Annotated in this window: 13 protein-coding genes, 2 tRNA genes and 1 riboswitch; of the genes, 3 read left to right on the top strand and 12 right to left on the bottom strand. The window is 45.5% G+C overall.

Features of this window, described 5'->3' with window-relative positions; all coding sequences use genetic code 11:
• The first annotated feature begins 1 nt into the window (after nucleotide 1).
• The gene (locus tag BTO10_RS23170) at nucleotides 2–460 is read left to right on the top strand and encodes a DoxX family protein (RefSeq protein ID WP_105025929.1); all 459 of its coding nucleotides are present in this window, start codon (nucleotides 2–4) and stop codon (nucleotides 458–460) included.
• A gap of 69 nt (nucleotides 461–529) precedes the next feature.
• Here BTO10_RS23170 and tsrA read toward each other — a convergent pair whose 3' ends face one another.
• Entirely contained in the window at nucleotides 530–811 is a 282-nt protein-coding gene (gene tsrA / locus BTO10_RS23165) for an H-NS-like global regulator TsrA (RefSeq protein WP_004741210.1), read from the bottom strand.
• A 103-nt stretch (nucleotides 812–914) separates the two neighbouring features.
• Complete coding sequence (locus BTO10_RS23160) at nucleotides 915–2,114, bottom strand: multidrug effflux MFS transporter (RefSeq protein WP_219846862.1); 1,200 nt, start codon at nucleotides 2,112–2,114, stop codon at nucleotides 915–917.
• A gap of 101 nt (nucleotides 2,115–2,215) precedes the next feature.
• On the opposite strand from BTO10_RS23160, the gene BTO10_RS23155 reads away from it, so the two are divergent.
• Both BTO10_RS23155 and BTO10_RS23150 read left to right on the top strand, forming a co-directional pair.
• Complete coding sequence (locus BTO10_RS23155) at nucleotides 2,216–3,157, top strand: LysR substrate-binding domain-containing protein (RefSeq protein WP_004741213.1); 942 nt, start codon at nucleotides 2,216–2,218, stop codon at nucleotides 3,155–3,157.
• A 122-nt stretch (nucleotides 3,158–3,279) separates the two neighbouring features.
• Entirely contained in the window at nucleotides 3,280–5,070 is a 1,791-nt protein-coding gene (locus BTO10_RS23150; protein ID WP_105025927.1) for an aminopeptidase P family protein, read from the top strand.
• Between the two features lie 136 nt (nucleotides 5,071–5,206).
• On the opposite strand, the gene thiH is transcribed toward BTO10_RS23150, so the two are convergent.
• The 10 genes from thiH to BTO10_RS23100 form a co-directional block, all read right to left on the bottom strand.
• Nucleotides 5,207–6,319, bottom strand: coding sequence for a 2-iminoacetate synthase ThiH (gene thiH / locus BTO10_RS23145; protein ID WP_105025926.1), 1,113 nt, complete (start codon nucleotides 6,317–6,319; stop codon nucleotides 5,207–5,209).
• 7 nt (nucleotides 6,320–6,326) lie between these two features.
• Nucleotides 6,327–7,091, bottom strand: coding sequence for a thiazole synthase (locus BTO10_RS23140; protein WP_105025925.1), 765 nt, complete (start codon nucleotides 7,089–7,091; stop codon nucleotides 6,327–6,329).
• Between the two features lie 2 nt (nucleotides 7,092–7,093).
• Entirely contained in the window at nucleotides 7,094–7,303 is a 210-nt protein-coding gene (gene thiS, locus BTO10_RS23135) for a sulfur carrier protein ThiS (RefSeq protein WP_008221537.1), read from the bottom strand.
• Nucleotides 7,300–8,082 (bottom strand): HesA/MoeB/ThiF family protein, encoded by a 783-nt coding sequence (locus BTO10_RS23130; protein WP_105025924.1) that lies wholly within the window; start codon nucleotides 8,080–8,082, stop codon nucleotides 7,300–7,302. Before BTO10_RS23130 ends, thiS begins: the two co-directional genes overlap by 4 nt.
• Nucleotides 8,072–9,364: a thiamine phosphate synthase gene (locus tag BTO10_RS23125; protein WP_004741221.1), complete on the bottom strand. Its 1,293-nt coding sequence runs from the start codon at nucleotides 9,362–9,364 to the stop codon at nucleotides 8,072–8,074. The genes BTO10_RS23130 and BTO10_RS23125 overlap by 11 nt, the downstream gene beginning before the upstream one ends.
• Nucleotides 9,364–11,313 carry a phosphomethylpyrimidine synthase ThiC gene (gene thiC / locus BTO10_RS23120; RefSeq protein WP_105025923.1) on the bottom strand — a complete coding sequence of 650 codons (1,950 nt, stop codon included), beginning with the start codon at nucleotides 11,311–11,313 and terminating at the stop codon, nucleotides 9,364–9,366. The genes BTO10_RS23125 and thiC overlap by 1 nt, the downstream gene beginning before the upstream one ends.
• A gap of 128 nt (nucleotides 11,314–11,441) precedes the next feature.
• Nucleotides 11,442–11,540: riboswitch (TPP riboswitch) on the bottom strand.
• 62 nt (nucleotides 11,541–11,602) lie between these two features.
• Nucleotides 11,603–11,986, bottom strand: coding sequence for a fluoride efflux transporter CrcB (crcB, locus tag BTO10_RS23115; RefSeq protein ID WP_105025922.1), 384 nt, complete (start codon nucleotides 11,984–11,986; stop codon nucleotides 11,603–11,605).
• A 100-nt stretch (nucleotides 11,987–12,086) separates the two neighbouring features.
• On the bottom strand, nucleotides 12,087–13,469 hold the full coding sequence (locus tag BTO10_RS23110) for a multicopper oxidase family protein (RefSeq protein WP_105025921.1): 1,383 nt from the start codon (nucleotides 13,467–13,469) through the stop codon (nucleotides 12,087–12,089).
• A 221-nt stretch (nucleotides 13,470–13,690) separates the two neighbouring features.
• A tRNA-Trp gene (locus BTO10_RS23105) sits at nucleotides 13,691–13,767 on the bottom strand.
• Between the two features lie 59 nt (nucleotides 13,768–13,826).
• A tRNA-Asp gene (locus BTO10_RS23100) sits at nucleotides 13,827–13,903 on the bottom strand.
• Nucleotides 13,904–13,923 lie beyond the last annotated feature (20 nt).

Below are 13,923 nucleotides of genomic sequence, written 5' to 3'. Positions count from 1 at the left end.
TATGGATAACAACACAGTCACAAACATGATGGCTCAATACGACAATTTGATTGAGAAATATCAGGCACTTTTCGTCCCAGTGCTGCTTCTTTTCTGTCGCCTTTGGGTGGCGTGGGTATTCTTCAACTCTGGGTTGACCAAGATAGCCACCTGGGATAGCACCCTCTACTTGTTCGAATTGGAATATCAGGTGCCGCTACTGCCGTGGGAATTAGCAGCCTATATGGGAACAGCTGCTGAATTAATCCTACCAGTATTCTTAGCGCTTGGTTTGCTAACACGCCCAATGGCCGCCGCGCTTTTTGTTTTCAACATTATTGCCGTCGTTTCTTACCCAGTATTATGGGATCAAGGCTTCTACGACCACCAACTTTGGGGATTGATGATTCTTATAGTCATCGTATGGGGTGCTGGACCGTTTTCATTAGATAGAGTTTTGAAGGCACAATTTAGAGGCTAACTAAAACATCGATAACCCAAACGCAAAAAACCACTCAATTGAGTGGTTTCTTTTTTAACTGGGTTAAGCTTACTTTTCTAGAAAAGCCTGAAGCTCTTCAGCCGAGATGCCTTGCTCTGCTAGCTCTTTTGCTAATAGCTGAACTTGTTCACCTTTACGAGACTCTACCACACGCTGAAATTGGTAGATGATATCTCGCAAAGTATCAATTGGAACTTGTTTTGCCGCACTGCGAATACGCTCTTCACTTTGGTTGCCTAGCTCTTTAAGCAATTTACCAAACATAACCTTTTCAGGTGCATCTTCCATTTGTTCTAAGACGCGCGCCATTTCATAGGTTGTTAATGACATTACAGTATTTTTCCGTTAGGGACTTACGTTTCAATATATAACCAATATACCATGTTTTAACGTTTCGCAAACCGCCATTTGTATATTTTGCTACCCTTATTGCTTATGCTTTTGCAAATGTTGCATGCCACGACTTGCCTGCCTTACTAAATAAGATTAACAACGCTGGAGCAAAGAAGAATGTTTGCAATGCAAATATCTCTTGGGAATTTAAATCAAGGCGCTGCACTGTACCAACAAGCAGTCCAGAACCACTCATTTGAAACAAACCAATCAAAGCTGATGCAGTGCCTGCGCGATCACCGAATGGCTCCAATGCTTTTCCCGCAGATGTACCTAGAACCCAAGCGAAGCCAACAGATGACAGGAAGATAGGGAACATGAAAGCAATCGGGCTATTTTGTCGAGCAAGTAGCAACATTATCACACCCGCTAGACCGAGTATTAAAATACCGATAACAAGAGTTTTATAAGTCCCAAAACGGTCCATAAATTTTGGTGCGGTAAACGCAGCGGCAATATTGAATACCGCGTTAAAACTGAACCAAAAAGTAAATTCCTTCATAGTCAAACCGAGATTTTCCATCAATACAACCGGTGCTGAGGTTACATAAGCAAGGATCACAGCCATCGCCATCAAACACAAAGTGGCGTGAAAAAGGAATGAAGGTGTTTTCAATATAGACCAGTAGCGCTCTAGTTTGAACACCGCTACCTTTTCCGTCGCCGGGTTCGACTCTTTCATTTGGAAGAATAAGATGCTGCCAACGACTACCGAGAAACCCGCCATAAAACTGAAGTTCGCACGCCAACCAAATTGATGAGTGAGCCAAGCACCAAGAATCGGAGCCAAGGCAGGAATAAAACAAATAGCGCCATTCAGGTAGCTGATCATTCGACCGCTCTTCTCTGGACCAAATAGATCGCGAACCGTTGCAAAGGCTGCCACAGAAGTCGCACAAGCTCCTAAGCCTTGTAGCAGCCGAGCTATTAGCATCATATCAATAGATTGAGCTGCCCACGCCAAGCAAGCACTCAATGCATAGATACTAATACCTCCCAGTGCAACGGTTCGACGTCCTAGCTTATCCGCCAAAGGGCCAGCAAATAGTTGGCCGACACCCATAGCAAACAAAAACCAAGTAATCGTATCTTGTGCTAGTGCATGTTCCACGTGAAACGCTGTCGAAATCTGTGGCAGAGCTGGAAGGTAGATATCAATAGCCAAAGGGCTAAAAAGAACCAGCATTGCCAATAAAGCAACCTGCAGTTTACTAGGGGTTGGAAGCGCGTTAGAAGGCACAAGATTCTCCGGATGAGTTAGTTTAGGTGCATAATAACCAACTAAAGATATGAACAAAAATGGCATATAATCATTAGCATTATTCCAATAAGGAAACTCATATGAATATCGAAAAACTATCGCGCCTCGACCTCAATCTGCTCGTTTGCTTGCAGGTGCTAATGGAAGAGTTGAGTGTTACGCGCACTGCGCATCGATTGTGCCTAAGCCAGTCAGCCGTGAGTAAGTCATTGGCCAAACTTCGCGAACAATTTAATGATCCTCTTTTTACGCGAAGTGCACACGGCCTGCGCCCGACACCAAAAGCGGTTTTCCTTAAGCCACGGTTGGAAACACTAATCAATCAACTTGATGTGCTCACCCAACCGGAGACATTCATTCCCAACAACAGTGACCACAGTTTTCACATTGCAGCAGTTGAAAGTGTCTACCCGTTGATTCTTCCTCACTTCTTACCAGCGATCTTTCGCCAAGCACCAAAGGTAAATATCAACACCCACGCTTGGACAGAACAAACCTTTAAAAAGTTACAACTTGGTGAGTTAGATATCGGCCTCACAGGCAAAGACATCGATATCAACGATGCGCGTCTGACCATGCTGCCACCAGATGATATCTGCGAACAAGAGATCTACCGTGACGCGCAGATGTGTGTGTTGAGACGCAACCACCCCGCTTTAAATGGTCAATGGGACTTAGAAACCTATCTGGCACAGCGACATGTTCAAGTAAGGTGTGATGGTAACGATCGCTGGCTACTCGACTACAAGTTGGCAGACCTCGGTCATCAACGCGACATCGCTATCTCAGTACCCGACTTCAACAGCGCGGCGAGCCTATGTACCTACACCGATTTTGTATTTACAGCACCAAGCCACTTCACCCATCTTGTTGCGAAGCAGCTCGACTTAGTGGTTGTGCCTCTGCCAATGGAATTTCCACCAATGGCATACACTCTGTTTTGGCACCGTGATAGAGAAAACGACCCAGCCTTAACTTGGCTGCGAGATATCATCAAAGAAAAAACTCTACACCTTAGATAAAAATGGCGTACAGCGTTTGCAGCAAACGAACAAAAGCGCTAGCTTATTGACCTAATAAGTCCCCTCACAGGTATATCGGCTGTGAGTGTTAACAAGGACCCTAACAATAAGGATAAACACAGATGCACAATATCACTGCGGAACGCGTTACTGCGGTTCGAGCTTGGCTTGAAGCAAACCACCTAGATGCTGTTATCATTCCACACGAAGATGAATACCTAGGTGAATACGTTCCAGCTCATAACGAGCGACTTCACTGGCTAACCGGTTTCACTGGTTCTGCAGGTGCGGCTGTTATCACACGTGAAAACGCGGCGATTTTTGTTGATGGTCGCTATACCGTTCAGGTTCGCAAACAAGTATCTGGTGAGCTATTTGAGTATCGCCACCTTATTGAAGAACCAGCTCTAGATTGGATCATCAATTCACTAGCGCAAGGCAGTAAAGTTGCGTTTGACCCACGCATGCACACAGCCGCTTGGTTGAAAGGCGCACAAACTAAACTGGCTGATAAAGTAGAGCTTACAACGTTAGCGACAAATCCTATTGATGAGCTTTGGTCTGATCGCCCAGAGCCTGTTGTATCTGACGTTCGCCTCATGGCAACTGACGCCGTTGGCCAATCAAGTGAAAGCAAACGCGCTGAAATTGCAGGTCTACTAAAATCTAAAGGTGCTGATGCCGCTATCCTGACTGAATTGGATTCAATCTGCTGGCTACTCAACATTCGTGGTTTAGACGTATCTCGTCTACCAGTCGTGTTATCTAACGCCATCATTCACGCCGATGAAAGTGTCGATTTCTTCTTAGACCCAGCTCGTATCCCTGCAGGTTTTGAAGCGCACGTTGGTAATGGTATTCGTGTTTCTCACCCATCAGAACTTGAATCTCGCCTTCAATCTTTAGAGGGCAAGAATGTGTCAGTTGATTCAGGCACAAGCAATGCTTGGTACACGCTTGTTCTACAAAACGCTGGTGCTCATATCATTGAAGCCGCTGACCCATGCCTAATGCCAAAAGCCGCGAAGAACGATACTGAAATTGCAGGCATGAAAGCGTGTCACATCCGTGATGGCGTGGCGATGGCAAAATTCCTATCTTGGATTGATGCAGAAGTCGCGCAAGGTAACCTGCATAACGAAGCGGTATTAGCTGACAAAGTACAGTCATTCCGTGAGCAAGATCCAACCCTGATGGACCTCAGTTTTGACACAATTTCAGCGGCAGGCGGAAACGCAGCCATGTGTCACTACAACCATGAGAACCAGCCTGAGCCGGGTCAGCTAGAAATGAATACTCTGTACCTAGTCGATTCAGGCGGTCAGTACCTAGATGGCACAACAGACATCACACGTACTATCGCCATTGGCCAGCCAAGCAAAGAAATGATTCAACAGTTCACTCTTGCACTTAAGGGCCACATCGGAATTGCACGCGCACGCTTCCCACAAGGTACTCGTGGTTTCCAACTGGATATCCTAGCGCGTCAGCACTTATGGGCAGAAGGCTTCGACTATGATCACGGTACTGGTCACGGTGTTGGCCACTTCCTGAGTGTTCATGAAGGTCCGCAAAGCATCTCTAAAAAGCTGATCGACGTTCCTCTTGTTGAAGGCATGGTGTTATCAAATGAGCCGGGTTACTACCGTGCCGATGAGTTTGGTATCCGCATCGAAAACTTAGAGCTGGTTGTTGAGCTTCCAACTCAAGGTGACTTCCCAGTGCTAACGTTTGAATCGCTAACACGTTGCCCTATCGATAAGCGCAACATCAACGTCGATCTACTGACACGTCCGGAACTTGCATGGCTAAACGATTACCACCAAAAAGTGTGGGACGATGTTAGCCCACTAGTTGAAGGTGATACGTTAGAGTGGCTACGCCAAGCAACAACGCCACTAGCTCACGCTTAGTGCCTAACTGGATAGATAACTTAGCCAAACCATTTTAGCTAAGTTAGATACGGAAACGGCTACCTTCAGGTAGCCGTTTTTATATGTCGATATCACATCACTGATGTTTCACGTGGAACATCAACCAAGATGCTAGTTAGCCTGAGTAAGCACTGTGCCAATCTCGCCACACCGGGTCGAAGCCACGTTGACGAATCATGGTTTCAACATCAGCTGCACTTCTCTCATCACTTATCTCAAACTGCTCAAGCTCTTCCTCACCCGAAGCATAACCGCCCGGTTGAGTTTTTGACGCGGCAGACATACTAGTGATGCCTAACGGCAGCACGTTATCGCGGAACGTTGCAGATTCACGAGTCGAAAGAGACAGCTCAACCTCAGGGTTTAATAGTCGATAAGCACAGATAAGTTGAACTAGGTGTTTGTCGCTCATGATCGACTTAGGTTGCAAACCACCCTCACAAGGACGAAGACGTGGGAAAGAAATCGAGTAACGCGTTTGCCAGTACGTACGTTCAAGATAGTCTAAATGGGCGGCCACGAAGAAGCAGTCCGTTCGCCAATCTTCCAAACCAATCAAAGCACCAATTCCTATCTTATCAATACCCGCTTTTGCCAGACGATCTGGCGTTTCGAGCCGGTATTCAAAATCCATTTTGTTACCTCGCAAGTGGTGCTCAGCGTAGGTACTTGGACTATATGTTTCTTGGTAAACCATCACAGCATCTAAGCCAAGCGTTTTGAGCTCGGCGTAATCGTCTTGATCAAGCGGCTGCACTTCCATCGCAAGATAGTTAAATTGCGCTTTAATATTCGGCAGCACCTCACGGAAGTATTTCATTCCAACTTTCGTTTCGTGCTCGCCGGTCACCAACAATACACTATCGAATTTCATTTTTTTGATGGCTGCGCTCTCAGCATCGATTTCATCTAAAGTTAATGTGCGACGCTTGATACGATTCTCCATCGAGAAGCCACAATACGTACACGCATTAGCGCACAAGTTAGATAGATACAAAGGAATATACAGCGACATCGTGTTGCCAAATCGCTTACGTGTTAGCGCCAACGATTGATGTGCCATCTGCTCTAAGTAAGGTTCTGCCGCTGGAGAGATCAAAGCCTTAAAATCTTCTAAGTCTCGCTTGGGTTTACTCAGAGCACGTTCAACATCCGCTGCCGTTTTACTGAAGATCGACATACCAATGTCATCCCAGTTGAGCTGTTTAAATCGATCAACAAACGTCATAGTAATACTACTCGTCTAGGAATAAAGTTAACGGGCTGGAAGCAACCGCATGAGACACTTGCCCTGCGAGACCAGCAAGATAAGCCATACGCCCCGCTTCAACGGCCAACTTAAAAGCAATCGCCATTTCAACCGGTTGTTGAGAAGCAGCAATCGCGGTATTCACTAACACAGCATCAGCACCCATTTCCATTGCACGAGCCGCATGTGACGGAGCACCAATACCAGCATCAACAACCACAGGGACACTCGCTTGGTCGATAATTATCTCTAAGAAGTCGGCTGAAGCGATTCCCTTATTAGAACCAATCGGTGCACCAAGCGGCATTACAGCTGCACAACCAACCTCTTCTAGGCGCTTACACAATACAGGGTCAGCATGGCAATAAGGCAAAACAACAAAGCCATCTTTTACCAGTTGCTCAGCCGCGTTAAGTGTCTCGATTGGGTCTGGCATCAAGTATTTTGGATCTGGGTGAATCTCAAGTTTAAGCCAGTTAGTGCCAAGCGCTTCACGAGCTAAATGTGCGGCAAAAACCGCATCCTTCGCGCTCTTCGCGCCAGAGGTATTCGGAAGTAGATTTACGCCTGCATCAATAATGGGCTGTAAGATATCGTCTTGTTCAGAACGAATATCGACTCTCTTCAGTGCCATGGTAGCCAGTTGAGAACCTGAAGCTTCGATAGCACTCGCCATCAAATGCTTGTTGGCGAACTTGCCTGTGCCAGTGAACAGTCTTGATTGGAATGTTTTATCTGCGATGGTTAACATGCTTAGCCCCCTGCAATAGCTTGAAAAAGAGAGATAGAATCGCCTTCATTGACGATGGTTTGTTGCCACTGGCTGCGTGGGACAACCGCGTTATTGATAGCGAATACACACCCTAAATCAGGTAGCGAAAGCGAATGAATGATATCTGCAAGAGAAGATGATTGCGCGACCTGCTCTGGTTGCTCGTTTATTGAAATAGTTATATTGCTCATAGTGCTTCTTCTTCTAAATTATTGGTCACTGACGAATTGCACACCGGACATTCGATATCTTGCGTGACCATTAGGTTCTGCCAGTTCATGCTCTTACCGTCGAACAGCTTGAGCTGCTGTGTCGCCACTTGAAACTCGCCACTGCTAACGCGCTGAATAGCAGCAAGAGCTTGGAGGTTTCCAATAGTCCCGACCACAGGCCCAATGATGCCACTGTCACTACAACGCGTTGTTTGTGGATGGTGGTCAAACGGGAAAAGGCAGTGGTAGCACCCCTGCTTGTTTTGGTAATCAAAGACAACAAACTGACCTTTCCAACCAATTGCGGAGCCCGATATCAATGGTGTGTTAGCCTCGAAACATGCTTGGTTAACCTGTTGGCGTGTCGTGAAGTTGTCGGTACAGTCCAACACAACGTCAGCTAGCATCACTTCAAGCTTTAACTGGCTTTCTGCCATTCGCTTGTTGATAGTCCTCACTTGGCTTCTACCATTTAGCTCACTTAGCTGTAGTTTCAGTGCATCGACTTTAGCTGTACCAAGATCGCTTTCTTTGAACGCAACCTGTCGTTGTAGATTAGACGAGTCGACACAATCATCATCAACCAGTACGATTTTGCCGATGCCAGACGCCGCTAGATAAAGAGCCGCAGCATTCCCCAAACCACCACAACCAATCACTAACACATGACCGTTTAGTAGGTTTCGTTGTCCTTGTTCACCTATTTCAGGTAAGGCGATTTGGCGTTGATAGCGTACAAATTCAAAGTCACTCAGCATAGCTCAACTCCTGAGTAACCTCTTCAGTAAAAGTTGAAGAGTTGCCATTCATGAGAGCTTCGAAAAACTCAATAACCGCTTTTGGATCTTCCGCCAATGTAATTGCACGCACTACCGCGAGGCTCGATACACCACAATCCCATACCTGCTCTGCCGTCGATTGGTCAATGCCACCAATAGCCACGGTCGGATAGCCGATAAGTTCTTCACTGTATGGAATGGTATCGATAAGCTGCTGGTAAAGAGCTAAACGCACTAGACCTTGCGGCTTGGAAGGCATCTGTTTCGTGGTGGTTGGGAATATATGTCCTAACGCGATGTAACTTGGGTTTATTTGCACGATGCGTAACAACTCATAGTAGCCATGTGTCGATAGACCTATCTTGATGCCCGCTTTACTCAATTGTGAAAGGTTCGACTCTTCAATATCTTCTTGTCCCAAGTGAACACCAAAAGCGCCATGTTTGAGTGCAAGTTGCCAATAGTCATTGATAAAAACCTGAGCCTGATATTGTCTGCCGAGTACGATAGAACGTGCGACTTGATGTTCCAAATCCGCTTGCTGAGGATTCTTAATTCGCAGTTGCACCGTATTGATTCCAAGCTTAAGCAGCCTTTCAATCCAATCAACATCATCGACAACTGGGTATAGCCCGAGGCTTTTCTTCGTCAAATCAGGGAATGAAAGTGACGTTCCTTGATGAGTCCAACCAACGCTAATACCTAAACGCTTGTCTTCTAACACTGGAATTGGGAACTCTTGGTAATGGCTTGGCCATGTTCCACGTGAAACATTAGACGCTGCGCGCGCAAGAACCAGTGCATCTTCTAGTGGGAAATCTAGAGCTAATAGCGTTAGGAACCACGCAAAGTGATGGCGGCTATCTATTGCTTGATGGTCAGTGGTAATACTTTTGATAGCTCGATTGGCATTTAAGTGTGACCAAATATCTAATACCGCAGCCTCATCGGCTACACCAACATGTATCGTATTAGGGTATTGCGCTAAAGCATCGCGAACATCTGTCAGCGATAACGACTCGTCATAGCTTACGATGTGATCAAGCGAGCTTAGCTGCTCCGATTTAACTGAAACGACATCAGAAGCAAAGCCAATAGCAAGTGAGTGCTGAGAATCAACGATAGAGAAGTATTGAGTTGGGCTGACACCCAACTCAACTGCAACGGTTGCTAAACCTTGTCGCTTAGCAACCAATAGACAGTGTTGAACCTCTCCCGTTAACTCAATATATTGAGATGGGATCAGAATTTTCACTGTCATTACTCCTCTAATTGAGCTTCTTTCGCACCAACAGCTGGGTGGTAAAGTTCAGAGCCAGTATCACGGAACTCCTGAGATTTTTGACGCATCCCTTCCAACGGATTATCTAGCATCTTAATCTCGATAGCCTGATCCGCTGCTACTTGTTCTGTGTCTTTCGCGTACTCTCTCACTTCCTGAGAAATCTTCATCGAACAGAATTTAGGTCCACACATAGAACAGAAATGCGCAACCTTACCTGATTCTTGTGGCAAGGTTTCATCATGGAAAGAACGGGCTGTATCTGGGTCTAGTGCTAGGTTAAATTGGTCTTCCCAACGGAATTCGAAGCGCGCTTTTGAAAGCGCATTATCACGGATTTGTGCGCCTGGATGCCCTTTTGCCAAGTCAGCAGCATGCGCCGCCAGCTTGTAAGTAATCAAGCCAGTCTTCACATCCTCTTTGTTTGGCAAACCTAAATGCTCTTTAGGCGTCACATAACAAAGCATCGCACAGCCGTACCAACCGATCATCGCAGCACCGATACCCGAGGTAATATGATCATAACCAGGGGCAATGTCTGTAGTAAGCGGGCCTAATGTATAGAAAGGCGCTTCATGACAATGCTCTAATTGCTCATCCATGTTCTCTTTGATCATGTGCATTGGAACATGCCCAGGACCTTCGATTATCACCTGTACATCATATTCCCACGCCACTTTTGTCAGTTCACCTAAGGTGCGCAGTTCAGCAAACTGAGCCTCGTCATTAGCATCAGCAATAGAACCAGGACGTAAGCCATCACCTAATGAAAGAGCTACATCGTACTTCGCACAGATCTCACAAATCTCACGGAAGTGCGTGTATAAGAAGCTTTCTTGGTGATGAGCAAGACACCATTTCGCAATGATAGAACCACCACGAGAGACAATGCCGGTAACACGCTTAGCCGTCATAGGGACATAGCGAAGAAGCAAGCCAGCATGAATCGTAAAGTAGTCGACGCCCTGCTCTGCTTGCTCAATTAAGGTGTCACGCATCACTTCCCAATTAAGGTCTTCAGCCACACCATTCACTTTCTCAAGTGCTTGGTACATAGGAACAGTACCAATTGGCACTGGGCTATTACGTAGGATCCACTCTCGCGTTTCGTGAATATTTCGACCAGTAGAAAGGTCCATTACCGTATCGCCGCCCCAGCGAGTTGACCAAACCAGCTTCTCAACCTCCTCTTCAATCGAAGAGCTTACCGAAGAGTTACCAATATTAGCGTTTACCTTCACAAGGAAATTACGGCCAATAATCATCGGCTCTGATTCTGGGTGGTTAATGTTTGAAGGGATAATAGCTCGACCTTCAGCAACCTCTTTACGCACAAACTCAGGGGTAATTTCTTTCGGTAGGTTTGCGCCAAAGTTATGGCCAGGGTGTTGGTGATTCAGTTGCTCATCAGCGAACTTCTGACGCCCCATATTCTCGCGAATCGCAATGTATTCCATCTCAGGAGTAATAATCCCCTTACGAGCATAGTGCAACTGAGTTACACATTGCTCGCCAGTCGCACGACGAATTCTAGGTAGGTTTCCGTAACGAAGGTCGTCTAAGGTTTCGTCCTCTAGACGCTTTTTGGTGTAAACAGAGCTAACATCGTCTAATAGTTCAGTATCACCACGCTCTTCGATCCACTGCTCTCTTAGCTTTGGAAGGCCGTTATAAAGGTCTATCTCGTGCGTTGGGTCGGTATAAACACCGGAGGTGTCATAGACGTGAATAGGAGCATTCGGTTCAAATACAGGCTCTTTTTTGGTACCACCAACAAGGCTATCAGCGAGTGATATCTCTCGTACAGGGACTTGAATGTCCTCTCGAGAGCCTTGGATGTAAGCTTTCTTTGAATTTGGATAAGGTTGTACTGATAAAGAATCGATGAAATTCTTCGCTTCCAGTCTTGCTTGTTTACGACTCGACATAGCATTTTTCCTTGGCTTTTAGCCATTATTTATTGGGATAAAAATGCTTGACGGATTGATGCTACAAGAGGGATCACGGTAAGAAATACAGTTGTGATCTGGTGATAGATCTCTAGAGGGATTCTAGTTAGATATCTACTCTTGTTCCCTTCGCAGGTATTAGCCTGATCAGGTTCAACGGATCCCGAGTTAACGGTCTCAGCCATATGGCACTCCGACAAGTACTATCGAGTATATAAAAACGGCTTGGATAAACCAAGCCGAGTTGTTAACAAATCGTAAGAAGATTTTATGACTTTATCAAAAGTTGAAAGCCGATCCATGCTGCAGAGATACTTAACACCACATTGAGTAGTACGTTTAGTCCCATTTTGAAAAATGCGCCTTGCTGCATTAAAAGAACGTTATCCATCGAAAAAGTTGAGAATGTAGTCAAAGCACCAAGAAAGCCCAAGCCAATGATCTGTCTCCATGGTTCAATTGCAACCATCTCATTTTCAAATGCAGCGATCAGTAGACCCATAATAAAAGAACCAACCACGTTAACAGTTAGCGTACCATAAGGAAAACCACGCCCTAGCAGTAGTACACACAGCTCTGAAATCAGATAACGTGAACAAGCACCAAATGCACCACCAATGGCAATAAAGCCTAAAATAGATAACTGACCCATGAATCCTCCCAAATAACAGTCCCTATATTCTAGCTTTACAGCCGATAAAAGCGAGGATGGAAACTAAGAATGTACGCGCAAATATTAAACGTTACAGGTGTCACTTAACTTCGATATAACCCATCAGTCCTGTTTTCATATGTTCAATCACATGACAGTGATACATCCAACATCCAGGGTTGTCCGCTACAAATGCCGCTTTCGCTCGACCGTTCTTTCCAAGTAACACAGTATCTGTATGAAAAGGTTCTTCAATCTTTTTACCATCTAACTCAAGTACCGTGAACGTATGACCATGAATATGGATCGGGTGATGGTACTGGGTAACATTCTTAAGATCGAATATATAAGTTTTTCCGAGCTCTAATATAGCGAGTGGTTCTGGGATATTGTCTTTACTCATCCCCTCCCAAGCTCTTTTATTTGTCAGCCAAAACTTAGGCATGGATTTCCCATCTTTAGCAACAGGAGACACCGCCCCTTCCCACTCAAACACAAAATCGATCTCTTCCGCATTAGCGAGGTCCAACTTAGGTACAGGATTAAGAGGTAATAGCGGAAGTGTTCGGCCTTCAATGAGCGTGGAATCTACAACCTCAAACTCACACAAGGAAAAAGGAAAACGTCCCTTCATTTGCAGCACATTCACACGCTTGCCAGCCTTTGGAGCAATCAGTCCGATGTCGACACGCATACCTGGACCAATTTTGTGCTGAGTCAGCTTATAAGGTGTCTTTATCGGGTTACCATCTATAGCAATAACCCATGCCTCTGCACCTTCAATAGCGATAGGATAAGTGATTGTATTGTCGACATTGGCTATACGAAGCCTAGTCGTTGCATGCTGCTTTAACTGATAAATAGGCTCATGTTCTCCATTAACACTGCTCCACTCCCCAGGAGTGCCCATACGAGCGCTAAGACGTGGGATCATTAAGTCCTTCCACTGACCTTGTTTATCAAGGTGCCAGTGTTTAAGCATCAAAGCATGCTCTTCATCGAACTGAACTGGTGTGCTCTCTTCAACAACAATTAGACCAACTAAACCCATACCAAGTTGTTTAACACTGTTCATGTGTGGGTGATACCAGAACGTGCCAGCATCCGGTGGAGTAAATTCATAGACGAACGTTTCACCGGGCATAATTGGGGGCTGACTCAAGAAAGGAACACCATCCATTTCAATAGGGATTCTTAAACCATGCCAGTGAATTGTGGTTGGTTCTGATAGCTTATTGGTGAAACGGATCGCAACTTTTTCGCCTTGTCGGCAACGAATTGTAGGCGCAGGAATCTGACCATTGAACCCCAAAACGTTAGTAGTAAACCCAGGTACAATTTCAGCAGTCGAAGGCTCAGCAGTTAAGTCATAAACATACCCTCCCTTCTCATCAACAGATCGCTTCATTGAACAAGCAGGAAGTACTGTGAGTGCCGATATAGCAAGAGATGATTGAATAAATTTACGACGAGAGATATCCATATTTGTAGCCTTTTAGTAATAACGACCAAAATGTAACAAAATATTGAGAATAATTCTCATAAAGAAATGAAGTTTGTGGTTTGGCTATTAATAAATGAGACTGAGATAAGTAAGCACTTACATTATTTCATCAGAACTAGCGAAACGAGGGAATAGTTGACTGGAATTTGGAGTGGTGAAAAGTAAAAAGGCTCTAGCATTTCTGCTAGAGCCTTTTAATGTGGCAGGGGTGGAGAGATTCGAACTCCCAACACGCGGATTTGGAATCCGCTGCTCTGCCAATTGGAGCTACACCCCTAAAACTTGTTGTACTTTAGATTCGAAAAAACCTCGCACTAGGCGAGGTTATCGAATAAGTGGCGGAGTGGACGGGACTCGAACCCGCGACCCCCGGCGTGACAGGCCGGTATTCTAACCAACTGAACTACCACTCCGCAGTGGACTACTTGTCGTC

Origin of the sequence: Vibrio chagasii (assembly GCF_002954585.1) — a bacterium.
GTDB classification, from domain to species: Bacteria; Pseudomonadota; Gammaproteobacteria; order Enterobacterales; family Vibrionaceae; genus Vibrio; species Vibrio chagasii_A.
Note: the sequence above shows the minus strand (reverse complement) of the source record. Positions and strands in the feature narration are given on the sequence as shown.